Below are 22,979 nucleotides of genomic sequence, written 5' to 3'. Positions count from 1 at the left end.
TAAATCTGCTCTTTCCCAATAAACCCTGCGTTTCTATAGTGTGTATTCACAGGGGAAGGGAGGCGGATGGCAGCGCCGTACCCTTCGGGGGGTTACCAAGGGCCTTATTTCTTCCTCAGCTACGCGCATGTCCCGTCGCATGACGGTACGGACTCCAGTGATCCCAACCAGTGGGTGGAAAAGCTCTTCCGTGCGTTGTGCGACTACATCCTGCACCACACGGGCCTGCCGGCCGGTGCGGCCGGATATATGGACCGGGGTCTGAGGACCGGGGAGAACTGGCCGCGCACGCTCTCCGAGCAACTCTCCACCTGCCGGGTGTTCGTCCCGCTCTACTCGCCGCGCTATTTCGAGAGCGAGGCCTGCGGCAAGGAATGGGCCTCATTCCTGGAGCGGGCCAGTGATCACATCGCGGCCGGAGGGCTGATGCCCAACGCGATCGTCCCCGCGCTCTGGACGCCGGTCAGGCCCGAGTCGATGCCCCAGGTGGCGCGGGACATCCAGTTCAACCACACCGACCTCGGCCGGCACTACGCCGACAAGGGCTTCTACGGGATCATGAAGCTCAAGAAGTACCGGGACCACTACCAGAACGCCATCCACGAGCTCGGGCAGCGGATCATCGAGGTGGCGGAGAGCACCCCGATGCCGCGCGGGGACATCCCGAACTTCACCGAGGCCAGGAGCGTGTTCGCCGACAGCACGCCCGAGCGGCCGATCACGGTGACGGTCGTGGCGCCCGACACGGAGACCCTCCCGCCGGGGAGGAACCCCGCCTACTACGGCGACACGCCTCCCCGGTGGAACCCCTACCGCACGGACGACGACGGCAAGACGCTGGCGGCCTGCGTCGCCGAGGTGGCGCGCTCCCGGGGGTTCCTGCCGGAGATCGGCTCCCTGGACGAACACGCCGAGATGCTCGCGGCCGACGACTCCCACGCCCCGGGGGTGATGCTGGTGGACCCGTGGGCGACCTCCATCGAGGAGTGCAAACGGGCGCTGCACCCGGTGGACAGGTCGGGACGGCCGTGGGTGACGGTCATGGTCCCGTGGAACCGGGACGACCCCGAGACGATGGAGAACCAGGAGCGGCTCCGGGGCCACCTGCGCGCGGCCCTGGCCAGCAAGCTCGCCGAGCCGGAGGCCAGGCCGTACATCCCGACACTCGACGACTTCCAGACCGTGCTGCCCGACGTCCTGCGCAGGGCGGAGCAGCGGTTCCTGAACCGCGCCCCCGCCTACCCCCCCGACGGCGACAAGATCGACCGTCCCAAGCTGACCAGGCCGGAGGATTGACCATGAGCGAAGGACAGGTCGTCACCTTCTACTCGTACAAGGGCGGCACCGGCCGCACCATGGCGCTGGCCAACACGGCGTGGATCCTCGCCAGCGCGGGCAAGCGGGTGCTCGTGGTGGACTGGGACCTGGACTCCCCCGGGCTGCACAAGTTCTTCAACCCGTTTCTCGCGCCGGGGGTGGCGACCACCACGGCGGGCGTCATCGACCTGATCTCCGACTACCAGTGGGCGGCGATGCGCAACGAGCCTCGCCCCGGAGACTGGCACAAGGAGTACGCCAGGGCGGAGAAGCATGCGATCTCGCTGGACTGGGAGTTCCCCGACGGCGGGACTCTCGACTACCTCTCGCCCGGCCGTGCCAACCGTGACTACTCCTCCCCGGCCTCCGGGTTCAACTGGGACAACTTCTACGACCGCCAGGGCGGCGGCCAGTTCTTCGACGCGCTGCGCGCCGACATGAAGGCGTGCTACGACTACACGCTCATCGACAGCCGCACCGGCGCCAGCGACATCGCGGGCATCTGCACCGTCCAGATGCCCGACATCCTCGTCGACTGCTTCACCCTGGCCAACCAGGGCATCGACGGCGCCTCGCAGACGGCCAGGGACATCAGCGAGCGCTACCGCGACAGGAACATCCGCATCTTCCCCGTCCCCATGCGCATCGACATGGGAGAGAAGGAGCGGTGCGACGTCGGGCGCGCCCTGGCCAGGCGGAAGTTCGACGGCTTCCCCAAGGGGCTGACCCAGGGAGAGGCCGATGAGTACTGGGGCGCGGTCGAGATCCCGTACACGCCCTTCTACGCCTTCGAGGAGATCCTCTCCACGTTCGGGGACGACCCGGCGCGGCCGGGCTCGTTGCTGGCCGCCTTCGAGCGGCTCACCTCGGTGATCAGCGACGGCGAGGTGAGTTCGTTCCCCCGGCTGGAGGAGTCCGTACGCCTGCGGCACCTGGACAAGTTCGTGCGGCGGCACCCCACGCTCCAGACCGACGTGCACATCAGCTACGCGCACGAGGACCGGATGTGGGCGGACTGGATCGCCGCGGTACTCGACCGGCAGGGGTACCGGGTCGCGATGCGCGGCGTCGACATGATGGAGGAGGGGGCCGGGGAGCCCGAGGGGGAGGCGCCCAGGACCGTGGCCGTGCTCTCCGGCGCCTACCTGCGCACGCCCCGGGCCCTGGAGGTGTGGTCGCGCCTGACGGCCGCCGAGATGGCGGGGCGGGGCGAGCTGGTCCCGGTGCGGATCTCCGAGGCGCGTTTCCCGTCGCCGTTCGGGGACAGGGCGCTGGCCGACCTCACCAGGCTCGGCGAGCGGCCGGCCGCCGAGACGTTGCTGAAGGCCTTCGGCAGGACCGACGAGGTGCCGACCGTGGACGTGTCGGCCGTGGGCGCGCGCTTCCCGGGCAGCGTCCCCCGGGTGTGGAACGTCTCCACCAGGAACGCCGCCTTCACCGGGCGGGGCACCGTGCTGGAGACGCTCCGGCGCCAGCTGGTGGGCGGCAGCGCGGCCGTGGTGCTGCCGCAGGCCCTCTACGGCCTGGGCGGGGTGGGCAAGACCCAGGTCGCCCTGGAGTACGCCCACCGCTTCAAGGCCGACTACGACCTGGTCTGGTGGGTCTCGTCGGAGGACCGCGAGCGCATCAACGCCGCGTTCGAGGATCTGGCCCGCGAGCTCGGCATCCGCGTCGGGGAGAACATCGCCGAGGTCGTGGGGGCCGTACGGGAGGCGCTCCGGGTGGGCAACCCGCACTCCCGCTGGCTGCTGGTCTTCGACAACGCGGGCGACCCGGACGAGCTGAGGGACTTCTTCCCCGGCGGGACCGGCCACGTCGTGATCACCTCGCGCAACCAGGCCTGGTCGAGCGTGGCGGCCCCTCTGGAGGTCGACGTCTTCAGCCAGCAGGAGAGCCTGGAGCACCTGAGCCGCAGGGTGCCCGGCCTGGCGGCGGAGGACGCGCTGGAGGTCGCGGCGGCCCTGGGCCACCTGCCGATCGCGGTGGAGCAGGCGGCCGCCTGGCTCGCCGAGACGGGCATGCCCGCCGCCACGTTCGTGGAGCAGCTGGAGTCGGAGACCGCCCGGGTGCTGTCCATGGGCCAGCCCGCCGACTACCCCCACCCCGTGGCGGTCACCTGGAACCTCTCGCTGGGCCAGCTCCGTGAGAGTTCCCCCGCCTCGGTACGGCTCCTGCAGCTCTGCGCGTTCTTCGCCCCCGAGCCGGTCTCGATGTCCCTGCTCTACAGCGACGAGATGATCCGCTCGCTGCTGCCGTACGACGAGACGCTGCGCGAGAAGCTGGTGCTCGGCCGGGTCATCCAGGAGATCGGCAGGTTCGCCCTGGCCAAGGTGGACCAGGGCAACAACACCATCCAGGTGCACCGCCTCGTCCAGTCCGTCATCCGCAGCCAGATGACGCCGGAGGAGCAGGCCGAGGCCTGCCACGAGGTGCACCGCATCCTGGTCGGCGCCCGGCCGCGCCAGGGCGAGGTGGACGACCCGGAGAACTGGACGAGGTACGACCTCATCTGGCAGCACCTGCAGCCCTCCCGCGCGACCGAGTGCACGGAGGAGGAGACCCGGCAGCTGCTCACCGACCGGGTGCGCTACCTGTGGAAGCGCGGTGACTTCGACAGCGCGCTCACCCTCGGCGACCTCCTCGCCGGCTACTGGGAGGAGATCTTCGGCACCGACGACCGCCAGCGGCTCCACCTGCTGTTCAACGTGGCCAACGTCAAGCGGTACCAGGGCAAGTACCAGGAGGCCCGGGAACTGGACGAGTGGGTCAGGGACATGCAGCGCAGGGTCGTCGGCGACCGGCACCCCCACACGCTGCTGACCGCCGGCGGGCTCGGCGCCGACCTGCGCGGGCTCGGTGAGTACGGCGAGGCGCTGGAGCTGGACAAGTCGACCTTCGAGCGGTGGAAGACGCTGTACGGCGAGGACCACCCGCGGACCCTCGCCGCCGCCAACAACCTGGCCCTGTCGTACCGGCTCGTCGGCGACAGCCACAACGCCCGCGAGATCGACGAGGACACCCTGCTGCGGCGCAGCCGCGTGCTCGGTCCCACCCACCCGTACACGCTCTACTCCGCCACCCAGCTCGCCCGCGACCTGCGGGAGATCGGAATCTACCGGGAGTCGGTCGAGATGCTGCGGACCACGCTGCAGCACTACAAGGAGACCCTGGGCGAGAACTTCGTGGACACCCTCCGGGCCGCCAAGAGCCTGGCGGTCTCCCTGCGCCGGGCGGGCGAGCAGCAGGAGGCGTGGCAGCTGGCGAAGGAGACCGAGGAACGCTACCGGCAGCGCTATCCGGGAACCCCCGACGCGCTGGCCGCCACCCTGGAGCTGGCCTGCTGCGAGTCGGCGCTGGAGGACAAGGCGGCGGCGCGCGACCGCGCGGCGAGCATCGTGCGCGTCTACTGGGAGAACCTCGGGGAGACCCACCCCGGCACGCTGATCGCACGTAACAACCTGGCCATCTACCTGCGCGGGACCGGTGAGGTGGGCAGGGCGGCGGACCAGGCGGAGGAGGTGCTGGAGGGTCTGCGCCGTCGGCTCGGCGAGAGTCATCCCTTCGCCCTCTCCGCCTCCGTCAACCTGGCCAACTGCCTGGGCGACGTGGGCCGGACCGCGGAGGCGGAGGCGCTGGAGCGCCGGACCCTCGAAACGCTGCGGACCGCGCTCGGCCCGGAGCATCCGGACACGCTCGCGTGCGAGGCCAACCTGGCGGTGACCCTCCAGACGATGGGGCGCACGGCCCAGGCCGAGCGGGTGCGGGAACGGGTGCTCGTGGTCAAGGCCCGCGTCCTGGGCGAGGACCATCCCACCCTGGCCCATCTGCGGCAGTGGCGGCGGATCAACCGCGACCTCGAACCACAGCCGTTCTGACCGCCGTACTGCGGGGCGCGGCCGCCGGGGTCACCGGTCGGCGAGCCAGGTCAGGACGTCGGGCAGGACGCGCAGCGAGCCGAAGTGGGCCGCACCCTCCTGGATGACCACCGTGGCGTCGGGGATCTGCCGGCCCAGCCAGCGCGCGTGGCCGACGGGGGAGAAGACGTCCTCGTCACCGTGCCAGAGCATGGTCGGCACGGTGATGCGGGCCGGGTCGAAGCCCCACGGCGCGTTGAAGGCCAGGGCGTCGTCCACCCATCCGGCCGCCGAGTCCCTGAGGGCCTCGGCGAAGGTCGTGGCCAGCATCCGCCGGATCCCGAAATCGGCGACGATGTGGCGGTCGGGCTCGGGGAGGTCGGTGTCGAGCGCCGGGACGAGCCGGGTCGGGTCGGCCCTGACCTCGTCGGCGACGGCGTCCAGCAGCGCGCTGAGCGCGTTGTGCCCGTGGGCCGCCGCGGTGTACTCGATCACGTTGGAGCGCGACATGCCCTCGAACCAGTCCAGCCCCTCGGCGTAGCGCGGGGCCAGGGGGACCAGCGCGGCCAGCCGGGTCGTGCGGTCCGGCAGCAGGGCGGCGCAGGCCAGCGCATGAGGGGCGCCGCCCGAGCGGCCGATCACCGCGAACCGCTCGATGCCGAGGGAGTCGGCTATCGCCGCCACGTCGCCCGCCACGTCGGCGACGCTCCTGCCGGGGAACCGGTCGGAGAGGCCGTAGCCCGGGCGGTCGTAGGTGATCAGGCGGATGCCCATGCGGTAGAGGATCGTGGGCCGGGGGGCGGGGCCGACCCTGCTGCCGGGCGTGCCATGCAGCAGGATGATCGGGATTCCGTCCGGCACCCCGCTCTGGTCGACCGCGAGAGTTCTTCCGTCCGCCGTCTTCACCAGTGCCGTCAAGGCCGACCTCCCCCTCACCCGCCCACCAGAATGGTTCCCTGTTTCAGGGCCGCTGTCCCCTGCGGTTTACTGATCCGTACGTCTTTTTCCGGCTTTTCCAGACGCGCTTCTCCGGTTCTCCGGGTACGCCCCTCCTCCCGCGCGTCCCCGAAGAGGCGTAGGCTCCCGGGGCGTGGATCTCGACTTCGTCTGTGCGCACGCCGGCCGCCCGGCCGCCGAGTTGACCCGGCGCGATGTGGCCCGTGCCCTCCTCGCCGTTCCTTCGGGGGTGGCACTGGTGGCCCTTCCCGACCTGCGGCGGGCCCTGCTGGCGGTGGGCAACCCGCTCTCCGCGCCCTTCTGGGAGTCCGCCAAGGCGACGCTCGGCGCGATCGAGTCGGGCAACGCCACGGTGGGCGACGTACAGCGGTGGCTGGAGGCCACCGGGACCGAGCCGCTCCTGCTGACCAGGAGCTTCTTCGTCTGGCCCGAGGAGGACGAACGAGGGCCGGCCGCCGGGGAGATGTACCGCCGGCTGGTCGCCCACCTGGAGGAACGGCTCGCCGCCGGGGAGATCGACCCGGACGCGCTCGCCCGCGGGGAGGAGGCCGCCCGGGAGGCCTACGAGGATCTGCAGGAGCACTGGCTCAACAGCCCGCTTCCCGACGGGCGGGTTCCCCTGGTCGCGGTGGGCGACGAGCAGGACGAGGAGCTCTTCGCGACCTGGGACGAGGAGGAGGCGTTCGCGCTCGGCGAGCTCCGGCGCATCCTGGCGGAGCTGCCGGAACCCGTGCGGCCCGTGGCGGAGCTGCGGGCGGCGAGCGCGCGGCTGCGCCAGGTGCTGGCCGTCCCCGGTTATCCGGGCAACGTGCTGCGTGCCTGCGCCGGATACGAGGGCGGGCCGCTGCCCGACGACGACGAGGAGCTCTGGCTGACCGTCACGGCGGGCATCGCGGGGCCGGTCGCCGACCTGTCCGGGGACGACACCCCGGAGGAGTTCGCCGACGTCGACGGCGAACTCGGGCACGAGGACGGAGTGCTCGCGGCGCTGTGCGCCATCCACCACGCGGACTGGCTGGCCGTGGTCGCGGCCCTGGCCAGGCGCGGGCCCGGGGTGCTGGCCTCGCCCGAGCGGATCGCCCGCCTGATCGCCGAATCCGACGACATCGACGTCGACCTGGACGATCCGGAGGACCTGGAGGCCGCGGAGATGCTGTTCGGGTCGGTCACCCCCCTGTGGGCCTCGCTCGGAATCGTCGACAGGAACGAGATCCTCACGTCACTGGGGCACTGGGGGCTGCCCAGGGCGCTGGAGCGGGCCTGGTCCCCCTCCTGAGGGGACGCGCCCGCGGGGCGGACTTTAGTCCGCCCCGCCGTCGCCGTCCGTCTCGCGCGTCTCGGCCTTGTGGGCTTCTGCCGTGCGCGCTTCGGTCTTGAGCGCCTCCGCCTTGCGGGCCTCGGCCTCGGAGGGGACCTCGATCTTCGAGATCTGCTTCCTCATGGACCTGATGAGAAGGAAGAGGGCGAACCCCAGCGCCGCCACGACGAGGAACCCCAGCAGGCCCGGACTGACGTCACCTTCGGTGACGGTGTCAAATGCAATCACGTGCCAAGTTTGCCACCGTCACCTCATGGTCCCGTCAGGGGCAGGCGTGTGAGACCTCGTCGGCGTGGATGCCGGCGAACAGGTCGTTCTCCGGCAGCTCGGTGTCGACCAGGGAGCGCGCCAGGTGGTAGTCCTCGGTCGGCCAGACCTCGCGCTGCAGCTCCCGGGGGCAGACGAACCAGAACCCGTCGGGGTCGACCTGGGTGGCGTGCGCCAGCAGGGCGGCGTCCCGGGTCTCGAAGTAGTCGCCGCAGGCGACGCGGGTGGTCACCGGCCACTTCTGCGGGCGGTCCTCCCAGCGGGAGATCCAGTCGGCGTACGGCGAGCCGATCCCGCGGGCGGTCATGGCCTCGTGCAGCGCCTCGAAGCGCTCCTTGGTGAACCCCATGTGGTAGTAGAGCTTCAGCGGCTGCCACGGCTCGCCGGCCCCGGGGTAGCGGTCGGGGTCGCCCGCGGCCTCGAACGCCTCCACCGAGACGCGGTTGGTCATGATGTGGTCGGGGTGGGGGTAACCGCCGTCGTCGTCGTAGGTGAGGATGACGTGCGGCCGGAACTCCCGCACCGCCGCGACCAGGGGGGCGGAGGCGACCTCGATGGGCTGGAGCGCGAAGCAGCCCTCCGGCAGCGGCTCGCTCTCGTCGTCCGGCAGGCCGGAGTCGACGAAGCCGAGGAAACGCTGCCGCACGCCGAGGATCTCTCGCGCGCGCTCCATCTCCAGGCGGCGCACCTCGCCGATGTTCTCCAGGATCTCGGGGCGGTCCATCTTGGGGTTCAGGATCGAGCCGCGCTCTCCTCCGGTAAGGGTGCAGACGAGCACGTCCACACCTTCGGCGACGTAGCGCGCCATCGTGGCGGCGCCCTTGCTGGATTCGTCGTCGGGATGGGCGTGAACGGCCATCAGCCTCAGTGGTGCACTCACGGCTCGTCGTCTCCTCTTCGCTCCCCTGATGGTGCCGGTCACTCCGGGGAGAGGTTAGTTTCTAAGGCGGTGGCGGGGGCGAGGCCCCCGCGGGGGACAATTGTCTCGGATAACGCCGAGGTAGTGCAGGGAGATTCCGTCATGGCCACCAGCGAGGCAGAGCAGGGCCGGTTCGAAGGCCCGGTCCTCGGCACCCCCGGCGACTTCCCCGACCGCCCGCAGAGCAGGGGACGTTTCGTGGTGCACGGCGTCATCGCCATCCTGTGCGCCGTGCTGGCGGGCGGATGGGGCTATGTCATGTGGGCGTCCAAGGGGAATCCCGAGGTCATCGACCAGGTGGTCGCCTTCGACACGAGGCGTGCCGATTCCGTCGAGATCGTCTTCGAGGTGATCAAGCCGTCCGACCGGGTGGCCCGCTGCCGGCTGCGCGCCATGGACGTCGGGCATGTGGAAGTCGGGAGCCGGGAGGTCGATATTCCGGCTGGTGAGGGATATGTCCGGCTTACTGAACGGCTAGAGACCAGTGCCCAGGCCACTTCTGGTGACGTCGAGTACTGCCATCTCGTATAGTGAGACATTTGGGGAAGCGCTCGGGCGGTTAACTTGTTAGCCTTTCGAAATTCAACCGACCGCCGTCCCCGGCACGAAGCCCCACAGCACCATGCCCCACAGAGGAAGCAAGGAGAACCCGTGGCCGACTCCCACAACGAGAGCGTCACCTGGCTCACTCAGGAGGCGTACGACCGCCTGAAGGCGGAGTTCGAATACCTCTCGGGGCCCGGGCGTGTCGACATCGCCAAGAAGATCGAGGCCGCCCGCGAAGAGGGCGACCTCAAGGAGAACGGCGGCTACCACGCGGCCAAGGACGAGCAGGGCAAGATGGAGGCCCGCATCTTCCATCTCCGCCAGATCCTGGACAGCGCCAGGGTGGGGGAGGCGCCGCGCACCGAGGGCGTCGTCGGTCCCGGCATGACCGTCACCGTCCGCTTCGAGGGTGACGACGAGGAGGTCGCGTTCCTGCTGGCCTCCCGCGAGGAGAGCGGCGCCCCGATCGACGTCTACTCGCCCAAGTCCCCGCTCGGCGCGGCGATCAACGGCAAGAAGATCGGCGAGAAGGCCACCTACACGATGCCGAACGGCCGCTCCAACACCGTGGAGATCCTTGAGGCCGTGCCGTACACCGGCGGCAACTGATCCAACCGGCGGTACGGCCGCACGACGACAGATCCGCCGGGACCGCGAGTCCCGGCGGATCGCTGCGTTGTACGGGCTCCGTACGGACTCTGTGATCACGCACTCCACGGTCGCGGACGCCGTGTAAGGGACGAATCGTGCCAAGGATGAAGACCGTTCGGGCGGGTTCACGTGCATCCGCGTGCGATGTACGGCAGGCTCGTGGAGCCGGATTTCACCGGGACGCCCCGTGGCCGGACGGACGGAAGGGGAGCTGAGGTGTTCGAACGGCGGACGCGCCTCTCCGGCCTGCTCCGGGAGGCCCGCCGCGATCTGGCCTACCGTCCGCGGCTCGCCCACCGGCCCTGGCCCCCCCGCCGCCGCCCGGTCCACTACGACGACGCCGCCGCCCGCACGACGCGGCAGGTGATCCCGGCCGTCGCGGCCCTCCTCGTCGCGGTCCTCACGGCCGACATGGTGGTCCTGTCCCAGATGCCGGAGCGGGGACCGGAGACCGTCGCCGTGCGCCGGCCCGCGGACCGGACGCCGGCGGCGGGCGTCCGCCCGGCCGGAGAACCGACGGGAGAGCCTGCCGGGGAATCGCCGGGAGGGCGGGTGGAGGCGTCAACGGAGCCGGTCGCCCCGCTGACCGCGATGCGCAGGCCCCACCTGTTCGTGGTCGCGGACCGGACGCTGAGCCCGGCCGTGGTGGCGAAGGTCGCCCGGATCGACGGAGTCCGCGCGATCGAGCGCGCCGACGCGGCCGAGGTGATCCTGGACGGCAAGCGGGTGCAGACGCTGGGGGTGAACCCTTCGACGTTCCGGTCCTACACCCCCCGTCCCACCGCCAGGTCCGACCGGCTCTGGCGCAACCTCGCCGCCGGGGAGGTCGCCGTCTCCTTCGTCCTCGGCAACGACGGGGGCATGCCGCTGGGAAAGATCGTCACCGCCCCCGGCCACGCCCTGAAGGTGGGCGCCTACGCCACGATGGGCATGGGCGCGATCGACGCGGTGGTCTCCCGCCCGACGGCGCGGGCCCTGGGCATCCCGGAGAACAACGCGCTGGTGGTGAGCGCTCCGGGCGCCGACACGGCCGGGTTGCGCCGGGCGCTGCTCAGGGTCCTGCCCAGGGGCAGCCAGGTCGCCACGGTCAACCCGGTCCTCAAGGCCGCCCCGCGGGCCGTCTGGCCGGCGGAGGCCTTCATGACGGCCCCGCAGGTGCAGATCGCGCTCGCCGCGGCGGTCGGCAAGCTCGGCCGGCCGTACGTATGGGGCGCTGAGGGTCCGGACAGCTTCGACTGCTCCGGGCTCGTCCAGTGGGCCTACGCCCAGGCGGGAGTACGGGTGCCCCGCGTGACGCACCAGCAGTTCGTCGCCGGCCCGCAGGTCCCGCTCTCCCAGGTCCAGCCGGGCGACCTGCTGTTCTGGCGCCACGACCCGACCAATCCCGGCTACGTCTCGCACGTGGCGATCTATTGGGGCGACGGCAAGATGCTGCACGCCCCGAGGACCGGTGACGTGGTCAAGCTCGTCCCCGTCACGACGAGGAACTTCGCCGGGGCCGTCCGGATCAGCCCCCAGATCGCCGCCCAGGTGCGCTGAGCGGCGTCCCGGGGGGCCGGGTGGATCAGGGGCGCAGGCCCGTCTCCAGGAGGGCCAGGGCCTCGTCGACCATGTCGGCCATGCTGCGTGCGCCGTCGCTCTCGGCCCACGAGAACAGCACGGGGATCATGGCGCCGACGACCGCACCGGCGGTCGTGCGGCTGAGCGGGTCCGCCGCGTCCCGGCCCAGGCGGGCGGCGACGCCCTCGGCGATCCTGTCGATCGTGCCGATGAGGTTGTCGACGGTCCGGGCGCGCAGGAGGGGATGGCCGAGCCGGAGCTTGGTGCGGGCGAGAATCTGCCGCTCGTCCTCCGGGGGGATCTGCGCGAACGCCTCGCGCATCGCGGCGCGCAGTGCCGCCACCGGCTCCAGCTCCGGTGGCTGGACGGCCGGCAGGGCCGTCAGGAGCGGGTCGTACTCCTCCTGGAGGACCACGTCCTCCTTGGTGGGGAAGTAGCGGAAGAACGTGCTGGGGGAGACCTCCGCCGCCTCCGCGATCTGCTCGACCGTCGTCGCCTCGTAGCCCTGCTCGGCGAACAACCGCAGGGCCTGCTCCTGGATCGTCCGCCGGGTCCTGGCCTTCTTTCGTTCACGCAGTCCTTCAGCGCGCGGAGGTGAGCTCATCCGTCGATTCTCGTCCCTCGGGGGACCAGGTAGGCGTCCGTGATCCACCGCGGCTCGCCGGTCGCCGGTCGCCGAACCGCACGGCCCGCGGGCGGGGCCGCGTCGGGAACCGGCTCTGGCTCCCCCGAGAATTGAGATGTAATCTCAATTACATGGAAAATGATGAAGCACGGGAGCAGCTGCGGGGCTGGTTCGCCGGCCGCCTGCCCGAGGGCTGGTTCGAGGGACCGCCGGAGATCGTGCTCGACCGCGAGGAGATCTCGGTGATCGGGGTCCTGCGGGGGCCCGCGCTCGCCGAGGACGCCTCCGAGGCGGAGCGGGCCGCCGCCGTGGAGGGCGGGATGCAGCGCTTCCGCGAGGAGACCAGGGAGCGGCGCATCGAGATCGCCCTGGAGGCGGAGCACCGCTTCCGGCGGAAGGTCTCCTGGGGCGTCACCGTGGGCGATCGGACGGTGATGTTCACCACACTGTCGGTACCCGTCATGACGCGGTTGCGGCAGACGGAGCGCCGTGTTCTGGACACCCTCGTGGCCGCCGGGGTGGCCCGCAGCCGCAGCGACGCGCTCGCCTGGTGCGTGCGCCTGGTGGGCAACCACACCGACACGTGGCTGGCCGACCTGCGGGACGCGCTCCAGCACGTCGACCGGGTGCGCGCGGCCGGTCCGGACGTGAGTTCCTGAGGCTGGGCAGGGAAAATCATCGCATGATTGGTCTGAACCTTTGCCGCTATTGGTTTAGACCTCTTCGACTGGCCTATACCACTGCCGTAAACGGTCCCTTTAATTTCGCTTTCTCGGGGTAGGTCCTTCCGGACGCCATGGTCCCTGCCAGCCGATATGCCTGTCGGCATGGCTCGGGCCGGGGTCGCGACGGTGTTCTTCCGGACGCGTTCACTGGTCTACGCCAATTGGATTAACTCCGGTTCCGTCGTCAATGATGATTTGGCCCTGAGAAGCGTGAGGAGCTGCCGCAGTGACCGCAACCGTTGACGTATCCGCCCCCAGCCCGACCACCCACGAGGGACTCGTCGCCTGGGTCAAGGAGATCGCCGAGCTGACCCGGCCCGACAGGATCGAGTGGTGCGACGGCTCCGAGGCCGAGTGGACGCGACTGACGAACCTGCTGGTCGAGCAGGGCACCCTCAAGCGCCTGGCCAAGCGGCAGAACAGCTTCTACGCCGCCTCGGATCCCAGCGACGTCGCCCGCGTCGAGGACCGCACCTACATCTGCTCCGAGAAGGAGGAGGACGCGGGCCCGACCAACAACTGGATCGCCCCCGCCGAGATGCGCAAGACCTTCGGCGAGATCTTCGCCGGCTGCATGCGCGGCCGCACGATGTACGTGGTCCCGTTCTGCATGGGCCCGCTCGGCGGTGAGATCTCCCAGCTCGGCGTGGAGATCACCGACTCGCCGTACGTGGCCGTCTCCATGCGGATCATGACCCGCATGGGCGACGCCGCCCTGCGGCTCATCGAGGAGCGCGGCGACTTCGTCAAGGCCGTGCACTCGGTCGGCGCCCCGCTGGAGCCCGGCCAGGCCGACGTGCCGTGGCCGTGCAGCTCCACCAAGTACATCAGCCACTTCCCCGAGACCCGTGAGATCTGGTCCTACGGTTCCGGCTACGGCGGCAACGCCCTGCTCGGCAAGAAGTGCTACGCGCTGCGCATCGCCAGCACCATGGCCCGCGACGAGGGCTGGCTGGCCGAGCACATGCTCATCCTCAAGCTCACCCCGCCCACCGGGGAGACCCGCTACGTCGCCGCCGCCTTCCCGTCGGCGTGCGGCAAGACCAACCTGGCGATGCTCCAGCCGACCATCCCCGGCTGGAAGGTCGAGACGATCGGCGACGACATCGCCTGGATGCGCTTCGGCGAGGACGGCCGCCTGTACGCCATCAACCCCGAGGCCGGCTTCTTCGGCGTCGCGCCCGGCACCGGCGAGTCCACCAACGCCAACGCGATCAAGACGCTCTGGGGCAACAGCATCTTCACCAACGTGGCCCTCACCGACGACGGCGACGTGTGGTGGGAGGGCCTGACCGACGAGCCCCCGGCGCACCTGACCGACTGGAAGGGCCGCGACTGGACCCCGGACAGCGACGAGCCCGCCGCCCACCCCAACGCCCGGTTCGCGGTGCCCGCCGGGCAGTGCCCGACGATCGCCCCCGAGTGGCAGGACCCCAAGGGCGTGCCGATCTCGGCGATCCTCTTCGGCGGCCGCCGCGCGACCGCGGTCCCGCTCGTCACCGAGGCGCTGAGCTGGAACCACGGTGTCTTCATCGGGGCCAACATCGCCTCGGAGAAGACCGCCGCCGCCGAGGGCACGGTCGGCGAGCTGCGCCGCGACCCCTTCGCGATGCTCCCGTTCTGCGGCTACAACATGGGCGACTACTTCGCCCACTGGGTGAAGATCGGCCGGCGTGAGGGCGCGAAGCTGCCGCGCGTCTACTACGTGAACTGGTTCCGCAAGAACGCCGAGGGCGCGTTTATCTGGCCCGGCTTCGGCGAGAACAGCCGCGTGCTCAAGTGGGTCGTGGACCGCCTCAACGGCGAGGCGGAGGCCGTACGGACCCCGATCGGCCTGCTCCCCGCCGAGCTGGACACCGAGGGCCTCGACATGCCCGCCGAGGATCTGCGGACCCTGCTCAGCGTGGACACCGAGGTCTGGAAGGAGGAGGCCGCGCTGATCCCGGCCTTCTTCGAGACCTTCGGCGACCACCTCCCCAAGGAGCTCTGGGACGAGTACAACGCCCTGGTCGAGCGTCTGAATTGAGACATTGAGGGTGCAACTTCCGTGCCGCTCCGTACGTCTATCTGACAGCGGGGCGCGTGCCCCCGTCTTTCCGGGAGGCCGACATGGGAGTCGCACTGGTCGTCATAGCGGCGGCGTTCGCCGTGGTGGCCCTCACCACGGCGACGGCGCTGAGCGCCGAGCACCGCAGGGTCCGCGAGGCGGGCACGGGTCATCGCGGCGGCCGGCTCACCCCCTATGAGCTGGCCTACCTGTCCGGCGGGCCGCTCCGCACGGTCAACACCGCACTCGGCATGCTGGCCAAGGGCGGTGGCATCCGGGTCTCGCGGGGCGGCCAGATCAGCCTCGTCGCCGGGGCGCCGCCCTCCCCCGACCCGATCGAGCAGGCCGTCCTGGAGGCGCTCGCCGCCCGCGGCGGCACCTGCGCCGTCGGCGAGCTGCGCCGTACGGTGGCCGACGGGCAGGCCATGAGCGGCCTGCGCTACCACCTGCTCGGTCAGGGCCTGCTGCTGCCCGACGGCGCGCTCGGCCAGGCGTGGAAGCTGCTGAACCGCCTGCTGACCGTCTCGGTGCTCGCGGCGGTCTTCACGATCGGCACGCTCGTCGTCGGCCTGTCGGTCGATCTCGTCCCGATCGCGTTCCTGATCGGCCTCGTCACGGCGGGGGCGGGGCTGCTGTCCTACCGGCGGCGCAAGCGGGCCATGCGCGGCGTGGTCAGCAAGGCAGGGCACGACGTGCTCGACTCCGCCCGCCGGGTCCACGTCCGCGGCGCCCATCCCGTGACCGGTGACCTGGCCTTCGCCGTCGGCGCGCCGGTGGCCCTGTACGGCCTCGGCGAGCTCGGCGACCCCTACCTGAGCGACGAGCTCCAGCGCAACGACTCGTCGGGCGGCTCCGTGGGCGGAGCCTGCGGCGGCGGTTCCGGCGACTCCTCCTCCGGCGGCGGCGACTTCGGCGGCGGCTGGGGGTCGGGTGACTCCGGCGGCTCGGGTGACTCCGGCGGAGGCTCCAGCTGCGGCGGTGGTTCCAGTTGCGGTGGCGGTGGCTGCGGAGGTGGTTGCGGTGGCGGCTGACGGAAGAACCTGCTGCGGCGGAGGCGGTGGTGACTGATCCGCTGACCGGGCCGGCGGCCGCGTCGCTGGGGGTCGGCATCGGCTGGCGGCCGGAGATCGATCTCACCGTGGAGCGGCTGCCCGGTGTGGACTTCGTCGAGGTCGTCGCGGAGAACATCCGCCCCGACCGGCTGCCCGAGTCGCTGCGGGTGCTCCGCGCCCGGGGGGTGCCGGTGATCCCGCACGGGGTCGGGCTGGGGGTCGGCGGCGCCGAGCCGCCGGACCCGGACAGGCTGGCGCACCTGGCGGCGTGCGCGGAGGCGCTGGGGTCGCCGCTGGTCAGCGAGCACCTGGCCTTCGTGCGCGCGGGCGGCCTGGAAGCCGGTCACCTGCTCCCGGTCCCGCGGACCCGGCGGGCGCTCGCGGTCGTGACGGAGAACGTACGGCGGGCGCAGGACGCGCTCGACGGCGTGCCCCTGGCCCTGGAGAACGTGGCGGCGCTGTTCGGCTGGCCGGAGGACGAGATGACCGAGGCGGAGTTCCTCGGCGAGCTGGTCGCCGCGACCGGGGTCAAACTCCTCGTCGACGTGGCCAACCTCTACACCAACCAGGTCAACCTGGGTCTTCGGGCCGTGGACGCGCTGGACGTCCTCCCGCTGTCCGAGCTCGCCTACGTGCACGTCGCCGGGGGCCATTCGCACGGCGGCGTCTGGCACGACACCCACACCGCGCGTGTCCCGGACGACGTGCTCGACGTCCTGGCGGAGCTCTGCGCCCGGGTGGACCCGCCCGGCGTGCTGCTGGAGTGGGACGCCGACTACCCCAGCGACGAGGCCCTGGAGGCCGAGCTCGGCCGGATCCGCGGGGCGATGGCCCGTGTCTGAGCTCCGTCCCGCGTCTCCTTCCGCGCTCCCTTCTGTGCCCCCTTCCGCGTCCCCTTCTGTGCCTCTTTCCGTGTCCCCCTCCGTGTCCGAGGCCGGCCCTGACGTCCGAGCCGAGCTGGCCAGGGCCCAGGCCGAGCTGCTGGCCGCCCTGGTGGCGGGCGGGCAGGCGCCGCCGGGGTTCGACGAGGAGCGGCTGCGGATCCAGGAGTCCAGCCTGATCGCCAAACGGCGGGGGGCGGTGGCCCGGCTCCGTCCGGACCTCGTCCGGACGCTGGGCGGCGAGTTCGCGGCCGAGTTCACCGCCTACGCCCGGGGTCGTCCCAAGCCTCCGGGGGGCTCCCGCGCCGACGCCCACGACTTCGCCGAGGCGCTCAGGGCGGCGGGCCGCGTCTCCGGACAGACCGCTCCGCCCCCGGCTCCGGGACGCCGGTCGCGGGTGAGAACGTTTTGGCGAGCGGTATGGGGATACCTTCACTGACGTGGGTGGACTACGCTGCGTAGACGGATCGTATCTAACGGTTACTCCCGTCGCGTGCCGGGACAGTGTGGGCTCGCCCTACGAGGTCACCCTCGAACTCCATCGTGACGGCGCGCCCTACGGCACGGTGGGGGAGCGATGCGGATGGTTCCTCACCCGGCTGGCCAGGGGCGTCGCGAAGGCCCGCGCGGAGGGAGGCGGGCCGTGGCCCGATCCGGACGACCGCTTTCCCGATCTGCCGGACGAGGAAGAACTGTTCGCTTTTCGTTATCGGACGAGGAACGGCCTGGTCGGCGGGGGTGAGCTCCGTTGCCGGCTGCGGACGATCCCCGTCTGGATCCCCGGCGGGCGAGGGCCGTCCGGAGAGTGGCGGCTGACCAGAAGGGCGTTCCTGGAGGCATGGGGGAGTGGTGGGGTGGGGCTGCGCGCCGTACTGACCTCGGCCGAGCTGGGCGGATTCGTGGACGCGCTCGTGGCCGAGGCCGAGGAGTGCCTGAGCCCGCAGAAGCCCGGCAACTCCGTCAGAACGAGTTAGAAGGGGCGGGCAGCCTCCACGGGCGGTGATAATTGCCTGTCAACGCCCGCAGGCGCCGGGCGCTTGAGGGGAGGGGCTCCACATGGGCGTGCGCGATCTCGTCTACCGGTTGTACGAGCGGCGACTGGAAACCAAGCTGTCCCGTCAGCAGGACATGGTGCCCCGCCATGTCGGCGTGATCGTCGACGGCAACCGTCGCTGGGCTCGCGCGATGGGCATCGAGGACGTCAGTCGCGGGCACCGCAAGGGGGCCGACAAGATCTCCGAGCTGCTGGGCTGGTGCCGGGAGGCGGGTGTCGAGGTCGTCACGGTGTGGTTGCTCTCCAGCGACAACATCAACCGGTCCAAGGACGAGCTCGAGCCCCTCATGAAGATCATCGAAGACGTGGTCCAGGAGCTCGTGGCCGACGGGTGGCACATCAAGCCGATGGGTGCGCTCGACCTGCTGCCCGATCGCACGGCACATGTCCTGAAAAATGCAAAAGAAGCAACATCGCACCGTCCAGGTTTGATTGTGAACGTTGCGGTTGGGTATGGAGGAAGGCGTGAGATCGCTGATGCGGTGCGCTCTCTCCTCCTGGAGCACGCCAGCAGGGGAGCGAGCATCGAGGACCTGGTCGAGGTCCTCGATGTGGAGCACATCGCCGAGCATCTCTACACGCGCGGCCAGCCCGATCCCGATCTGGTCATCCGGACCTCGGGAGAGCAGCGCCTGTCCGGCTTCCTGCTCTGGCAGAGCGCCCACTCCGAGTTCTACTTCTGCGAGGCCTACTGGCCTGACTTCCGCAGGGTCGACTTCTTGCGGGCACTCCGCTCGTACGCCGCGCGGCACCGTCGGTACGGAACCTGAAACGCAACGTGAACACCCCCTTTCGGTCAGGTATGAACCATTGGATCGGGGGAATTCACGACGTACCGTAAGAAGTAGACGGGCACGGCCCGTCTACGCCGGAGAGGGCCCGCCTTTGCCTCACGACCCGCCGAGGAGGGCCGGTCTCCGGTCCCCGTTCGGCGAGCCGCGAGCGTGGGCCCGGGGCCGGTCCGCATCCCAGCTCATGGCAGGGCGCCACCCTGGGCGCCCGGGGGAGAACGCGTGGCAAACCCTTCGTCCTCACCCACGTCTCCGGCCGTCGGCCGGCGGACGTACGTCCTGGACACCTCGGTCCTCCTGGCGGATCCGGCTGCCATAAGCCGCTTCGCCGAGCACGAGGTCGTCCTCCCGATCGTCGTCATCACCGAGTTGGAGGGCAAGCGCCACCATCCGGAGCTCGGCTACTTCGCGCGCAAGGCGCTGCGGCACCTCGACGACCTGAGGGTGACACACGGACGTCTGGACGAGCCCATGCCGATCGGCGAGGGCACCATCCGGGTCGAGCTCAACCACAGCGATCCGTCCATCCTGCCGGTCGGCTTCCGGCTCGGCGACAACGACACCCGCATCCTGACCGTCGCGCGCTCCCTGGCCGCCGAAGGTCTCGACGTGGTGCTGGTCTCCAAGGACCTCCCGATGCGGATCAAGGCCGCCGCCGTCGGCCTCGCCGCGGAGGAGTACCGGGCCGAGCTCGTCGTGGAGTCCGGCTGGACCGGCATGGACGAGATCCAGGTGACCGCCGAGGACATCGAGGCGCTCTTCGAGCACGGCACCGCGGAGCTGGCCGAGGCCCGTGACCTGCCGACCCACACCGGTCTGCGGCTGCTGTCCGGCCGGGGCTCGGCGCTGGGCCGCGTGCTGCCGGACAAGTCCGTGCGGCTGGTCCGCGGCGACCGCGAGGTGTTCGGCCTGCACGGCCGCTCCGCCGAGCAGCGCATCGCCCTGGACCTCCTCATGGACCCCGAGGTGGGGATCGTCTCGATGGGAGGCCGGGCGGGCACCGGCAAGTCCGCGCTCGCGCTCTGCGCGGGCCTGGAGGCCGTCCTGGAACGCCGCCAGCACCGCAAGGTCATCGTCTTCCGCCCGCTGTACGCCGTGGGCGGCCAGGAGCTCGGCTACCTGCCCGGCTCCGAGAACGAGAAGATGGGCCCGTGGGCGCAGGCCGTCTACGACACCCTCGGGGCGATCACCACGCCCGAGGTGATCGAGGAGGTCATGGACCGGGGCATGCTGGAGGTGCTGCCGCTCACCCACATCCGCGGGCGCTCGCTGCACGACGCCTTCGTGATCGTGGACGAGGCCCAGTCGCTGGAGCGCGGTGTGCTGCTCACGGTGCTGAGCCGGATCGGGGCCAACTCCCGGGTGGTGCTCACCCACGACGTCGCCCAGCGCGACAACCTGCGGGTGGGCCGGCACGACGGCGTGGTCGCGGTGGTGGAGAAGCTCAAGGGCCACCCGCTGTTCGCGCACGTCACGCTGACCCGCTCGGAGCGCTCCCCGATCGCCGCGCTGGTCACCGAGATGCTGGAGGACGTCACGATGTGAGCCTCGACGGCGCCCGGGGCGCGGATCACGCCCCGGGCGCCGTCCCGGCGGGACCGGGACCGCCTGTCACGGCGGGAGCCGTACCCCTTCGGCGGCCAGGTCCCGGAACTCGAAGCAACTGTGGTCTCCCAGCGAGGCCGGGGTGCCCGGGAACAGCCGGGTGACCTCGACGCTCCAGATGCTCTCCTGCTTGTTCTGCCGGACCGTGCAGGTGATCTGGGCCAGGCCCAGCCGGGAGAGCCTGCCCTGGCCGGAGAGCACCACGTTCAGCCGGTATCCCAGCTCGCCCGCGGGCTCGCCGCGCTGGGAGACGCCGTCGGTGTACCGGGTGGTCTTGCTGTCGTAGTGGCTGAAACCGTTCAGCTCGCTCGTCAGTCCCGGCCGCGGCGGCTGCCTGCCGGCCCGGAACAGCGTGTCGACGATGTTCTTGGCGGAGTCGGAGGCCACCGGGACCTGCGCGGGTTCCAGCCGTCCCTGGCGGACCAGGTAGACCGTCACCCAGGTGGGGCTGTAGCTGATCACAGGAGGGCGGCCCCAGTCCCGCACCCCGCTGGGCGCGATTCCGCACCCGCCGAGGGCGAGGGCGAGGGCGAGGGCGAGGGGGGCCGCGACCGGGCGGGCGGTCCTGTTCATGCCGGGGGCAGCCAGACGGTGAAGAGCGTGCCGGGCTCCTGCGCGCGCACCGAGATCGTGCCGCCGTGCAACTGGGCGTTCGACCGCGCGATGGAGAGCCCGAGCCCGCTGCCGTCCCCTCGCGTGCCGGCCTTGTAGAAGCGGTTGAACACGTGGGGCAGGTCCGTCGGGGGGATCCCCCGGCCGTGGTCGCGCACCTTCACCTCCAGACCGTGCGGGGTGCTGCGGGCGGCCACCACGACGGGCGGCTCGCCGTGCCGCAGCGCGTTGCCCACCAGGTTGGCGACGATGACGTCGAAGCGCCCGGGGTCGACGGAGAAGCTCAGCCCCTGGGAGACGTTCACCCGGACCTGGTCCGACCAGCCGCGCGTGTCCAGGCAGTCGAAGATCGCGTCGGCGATGTTCACGGTGTCCAGGTTCAGTCTGGCCGTCCCCGCGTCGAACCGGCTCGCCTCGATGAGCTGCTCCACCAGGGTGCGCAGCCGTTCGATCTCGCGCAGCACCAGCCGTACGGCCGCCGCAGGCTCCCCGGGCAGCCGGTCGGCCTCCTCGGAGAGCATGTCGGTCACGGCCGTCATCGCGGTCAGCGGGGTGCGGAGCTCGTGGGAGACGTCGGCCACGAACCGGCGGGACATCGCCTCCAGGGAACGCAGCTCCGACACGCTCCGCTCCAGGGCGGCGGCGGTGTCGTTGAAGGTCGCGGTGAGCTCGGCCAGCTCGTCCTGGCCGTGCACGGGCAGCCGGGTGTCCAGGTGCCCGGCACCGAGCGCCCGGGCGGCGGATCCGAGCCGCCGGACCGGCAGCAGCACCCGCTGGGCCGAGACCAGGGCCATGGCGAGGGCGACGGCCAGCATGACGGCCCCGGCGGTCGCCAGCGGCCGCCTCAGCCCGGTCAGGAGCTGCTCCTCCTCGGCGAGCGGGACGAAGACGAAGACGCTCATCCCGGTCGGCCGCGCTATGTGGATGGGCTCTATCCGCCAGACCGGGGTGCCGATCACCAGCCACATGCTTCCGCGGATCTCCTCGCGCCTGGAGACCGTGCGGTCGGTGGCGTACGCCCGCAGGTCGGCGGGGACGTCGTTCATGCCGAACCCGCCGTCGGCGTACAAGTACTCCTCGTAGCGGACCACGACGGCCCCGTTGTGCACCCGCAGGCTCTTCTGCAGCGCGGTGATCTCCAGGTCGGTGGGCGGGCTGTCTCCCGGCCAGAGCGCGCCGATGGGCAGCCTCGACCCCGTCAGGGTGTCGCGCACGTCGGTCACGGCCACCTGCTCGGCGCGCTCGATCACCCGGCGCTTGACGAGTTCGTAGCCGATCCCCGCGACCAGCGCGGAGGCCGTGACGGCGATCAGGGTGAAGGTGAGGACCAGGCGTCCGCGCAGGCCGGTGTAGATCCGCCTCACGGTGGACTGAAGCGGTAACCGAAGCCGCGCACCGTGTGGATGAACTCGGGCTCGGCGGGCACCGGCTCGATCTTGGCGCGGACCCGTTGCACGCAGGCGTCCACCAGGCGCGAGTCGGCGGCGTGGGCGTGGTCCCAGACGGCCCGCAGCAGGTACCGGCGGTTGAGGACCTGGCCGGGGTGGCGGACCAGCTCCAGCAGGAGCCGGAGCTCGGTGGGGGTCAGGTGGACCTCCCTGCCGGCCAGGGAGACCTTGAGCGCTCCCCGGTCGATCACCAGGTCGCCGAAGGTGATGCGGTCGGAGGCGACGGACTCCGCCCGGCGCAGGACCGCGCGGATGCGTGCGTCCAGCACGCGCGGCTCGACCGGTTTGACCACGTAGTCGTCGGCTCCGGCCTCCAGGCCCACGACCACGTCGAGGTCGTCTCCCCGGGCGGTGAGGAGGATCACCGGGAGCTGGTCCATCCTGCGGATCCGGCGGCAGACCTCGACCCCGTCGATCCCGGGCAGCATGACGTCCAGGATGGCTATCTCGGGCCGGCGGGACCGGATGTGGTCGAGCGCCTCCTCGCCCGTGCCGTAGGAGGTCACGGAGTGGCCCTGGCGGGCCAGCGCCAGCTCCAGGGCGGTCCTGACCGAGGGATCGTCTTCAACGAGGAGGATGCCGGCCACCTGGTCATTATTCTTCTAATGCTTAATAAGCCTTGCTATGTCATGAAACTGTGACATGGGGCGTATGCCATCGTCACGGTGCCCGGAGACCCTGGTCGGGGCTCTCCCCCCGGACTCAAGGGGCACGTGGGGCGGGTCCCACCCGGCAAGTGTGACGAAAATC

Annotated in this window: 21 protein-coding genes; 14 read left to right on the top strand and 7 right to left on the bottom strand. The window is 70.9% G+C overall.

The window, feature by feature from the left end; translation table 11 throughout:
- The first annotated feature begins 66 nt into the window (after positions 1-66).
- Together HS041_RS00365 and fxsT are read left to right on the top strand one after the other, a co-directional pair.
- Complete coding sequence (locus HS041_RS00365; protein ID WP_196438532.1) at positions 67-1,296, top strand: TIR-like protein FxsC; 1,230 nt, start codon at positions 67-69, stop codon at positions 1,294-1,296.
- 2 nt (positions 1,297-1,298) lie between these two features.
- Entirely contained in the window at positions 1,299-5,192 is a 3,894-nt protein-coding gene (gene fxsT, locus HS041_RS00360) for an FxSxx-COOH system tetratricopeptide repeat protein (RefSeq protein WP_196438531.1), read from the top strand.
- A gap of 30 nt (positions 5,193-5,222) precedes the next feature.
- Here the strand turns inward: fxsT and HS041_RS00355 are convergent, their stop codons facing one another.
- Positions 5,223-6,089 (bottom strand): alpha/beta fold hydrolase, encoded by an 867-nt coding sequence (locus HS041_RS00355; RefSeq protein ID WP_196438530.1) that lies wholly within the window; start codon positions 6,087-6,089, stop codon positions 5,223-5,225.
- A gap of 172 nt (positions 6,090-6,261) precedes the next feature.
- On the opposite strand from HS041_RS00355, the gene HS041_RS00350 reads away from it, so the two are divergent.
- The gene (locus tag HS041_RS00350; protein WP_196438529.1) at positions 6,262-7,404 is read left to right on the top strand and encodes a hypothetical protein; all 1,143 of its coding nucleotides are present in this window, start codon (positions 6,262-6,264) and stop codon (positions 7,402-7,404) included.
- A gap of 24 nt (positions 7,405-7,428) precedes the next feature.
- Here HS041_RS00350 and HS041_RS00345 read toward each other — a convergent pair whose 3' ends face one another.
- The gene (locus HS041_RS00345; protein WP_196438528.1) at positions 7,429-7,674 is read right to left on the bottom strand and encodes a hypothetical protein; all 246 of its coding nucleotides are present in this window, start codon (positions 7,672-7,674) and stop codon (positions 7,429-7,431) included.
- A gap of 34 nt (positions 7,675-7,708) precedes the next feature.
- Positions 7,709-8,593 (bottom strand): mycothiol conjugate amidase Mca, encoded by an 885-nt coding sequence (mca, locus tag HS041_RS00340; RefSeq protein WP_196438527.1) that lies wholly within the window; start codon positions 8,591-8,593, stop codon positions 7,709-7,711.
- Between the two features lie 141 nt (positions 8,594-8,734).
- Between mca and HS041_RS00335 the strand changes: the two genes are divergently transcribed.
- The 3 genes from HS041_RS00335 to HS041_RS00325 all read left to right on the top strand — a co-directional run bounded on the left by HS041_RS00335 (position 8,735) and on the right by HS041_RS00325 (position 11,368).
- Complete coding sequence (locus HS041_RS00335; RefSeq protein WP_196438526.1) at positions 8,735-9,163, top strand: DUF4307 domain-containing protein; 429 nt, start codon at positions 8,735-8,737, stop codon at positions 9,161-9,163.
- 120 nt (positions 9,164-9,283) lie between these two features.
- On the top strand, positions 9,284-9,787 hold the full coding sequence (gene greA / locus HS041_RS00330; protein ID WP_196438525.1) for a transcription elongation factor GreA: 504 nt from the start codon (positions 9,284-9,286) through the stop codon (positions 9,785-9,787).
- A gap of 258 nt (positions 9,788-10,045) precedes the next feature.
- Positions 10,046-11,368, top strand: a complete 1,323-nt coding sequence (locus HS041_RS00325; RefSeq protein ID WP_307845110.1) for a C40 family peptidase — start codon at positions 10,046-10,048, stop codon at positions 11,366-11,368.
- A 25-nt stretch (positions 11,369-11,393) separates the two neighbouring features.
- Here HS041_RS00325 and HS041_RS00320 read toward each other — a convergent pair whose 3' ends face one another.
- Positions 11,394-11,993 (bottom strand): acyl-CoA-like ligand-binding transcription factor, encoded by a 600-nt coding sequence (locus tag HS041_RS00320; protein ID WP_196438524.1) that lies wholly within the window; start codon positions 11,991-11,993, stop codon positions 11,394-11,396.
- 152 nt (positions 11,994-12,145) lie between these two features.
- Between HS041_RS00320 and abmR the strand changes: the two genes are divergently transcribed.
- The 8 genes from abmR (at position 12,146) to phoH2 (ending at position 20,109) form a co-directional block, all read left to right on the top strand.
- Positions 12,146-12,673 (top strand): ATP-binding transcription factor AbmR, encoded by a 528-nt coding sequence (gene abmR / locus HS041_RS00315; RefSeq protein WP_196438523.1) that lies wholly within the window; start codon positions 12,146-12,148, stop codon positions 12,671-12,673.
- 292 nt (positions 12,674-12,965) lie between these two features.
- A complete protein-coding gene (locus tag HS041_RS00310) occupies positions 12,966-14,765 on the top strand; it encodes a phosphoenolpyruvate carboxykinase (GTP) (protein WP_196438522.1) in 1,800 nt (599 codons plus the stop codon).
- An 83-nt stretch (positions 14,766-14,848) separates the two neighbouring features.
- The gene (locus HS041_RS00305; RefSeq protein ID WP_196438521.1) at positions 14,849-15,817 is read left to right on the top strand and encodes a TIGR04222 domain-containing membrane protein; all 969 of its coding nucleotides are present in this window, start codon (positions 14,849-14,851) and stop codon (positions 15,815-15,817) included.
- A 29-nt stretch (positions 15,818-15,846) separates the two neighbouring features.
- Complete coding sequence (locus tag HS041_RS00300) at positions 15,847-16,680, top strand: MbnB/TglH/ChrH family RiPP precursor modification enzyme (protein ID WP_307845109.1); 834 nt, start codon at positions 15,847-15,849, stop codon at positions 16,678-16,680.
- A gap of 70 nt (positions 16,681-16,750) precedes the next feature.
- Positions 16,751-17,158, top strand: coding sequence for an SCO6045 C-terminal-like domain-containing protein (locus HS041_RS00295; RefSeq protein WP_196438520.1), 408 nt, complete (start codon positions 16,751-16,753; stop codon positions 17,156-17,158).
- 67 nt (positions 17,159-17,225) lie between these two features.
- On the top strand, positions 17,226-17,693 hold the full coding sequence (locus HS041_RS00290) for a hypothetical protein (protein ID WP_230878365.1): 468 nt from the start codon (positions 17,226-17,228) through the stop codon (positions 17,691-17,693).
- A gap of 82 nt (positions 17,694-17,775) precedes the next feature.
- Entirely contained in the window at positions 17,776-18,543 is a 768-nt protein-coding gene (locus HS041_RS00285; RefSeq protein ID WP_196438518.1) for an isoprenyl transferase, read from the top strand.
- Positions 18,544-18,786: 243 nt separating this feature from the next.
- Complete coding sequence (phoH2, locus tag HS041_RS00280) at positions 18,787-20,109, top strand: RNA 5'-3' helicase PhoH2 (protein ID WP_196438517.1); 1,323 nt, start codon at positions 18,787-18,789, stop codon at positions 20,107-20,109.
- Positions 20,110-20,175: 66 nt separating this feature from the next.
- On the opposite strand, the gene HS041_RS00275 is transcribed toward phoH2, so the two are convergent.
- The 3 genes from HS041_RS00275 to HS041_RS00265 are packed head-to-tail and all read right to left on the bottom strand — an operon-like array spanning position 20,176 to position 22,816.
- Positions 20,176-20,742, bottom strand: a complete 567-nt coding sequence (locus HS041_RS00275; protein WP_196438516.1) for a hypothetical protein — start codon at positions 20,740-20,742, stop codon at positions 20,176-20,178.
- Positions 20,739-22,145: a sensor histidine kinase gene (locus tag HS041_RS00270; RefSeq protein ID WP_196438515.1), complete on the bottom strand. Its 1,407-nt coding sequence runs from the start codon at positions 22,143-22,145 to the stop codon at positions 20,739-20,741. Before HS041_RS00270 ends, HS041_RS00275 begins: the two co-directional genes overlap by 4 nt.
- Positions 22,142-22,816 carry a response regulator transcription factor gene (locus HS041_RS00265; RefSeq protein ID WP_196438514.1) on the bottom strand — a complete coding sequence of 225 codons (675 nt, stop codon included), beginning with the start codon at positions 22,814-22,816 and terminating at the stop codon, positions 22,142-22,144. The genes HS041_RS00270 and HS041_RS00265 overlap by 4 nt, the downstream gene beginning before the upstream one ends.
- Between the last annotated feature and the right edge of the window lie 163 nt (positions 22,817-22,979).

The organism is Planomonospora sp. ID67723, assembly GCF_015711605.1.
Classification (GTDB): Bacteria; Actinomycetota; Actinomycetes; order Streptosporangiales; family Streptosporangiaceae; genus Planomonospora_A.
The sequence above is the reverse complement of the archived record's forward strand: the minus strand, read 5'-3'. Positions and strand labels throughout refer to the sequence as shown.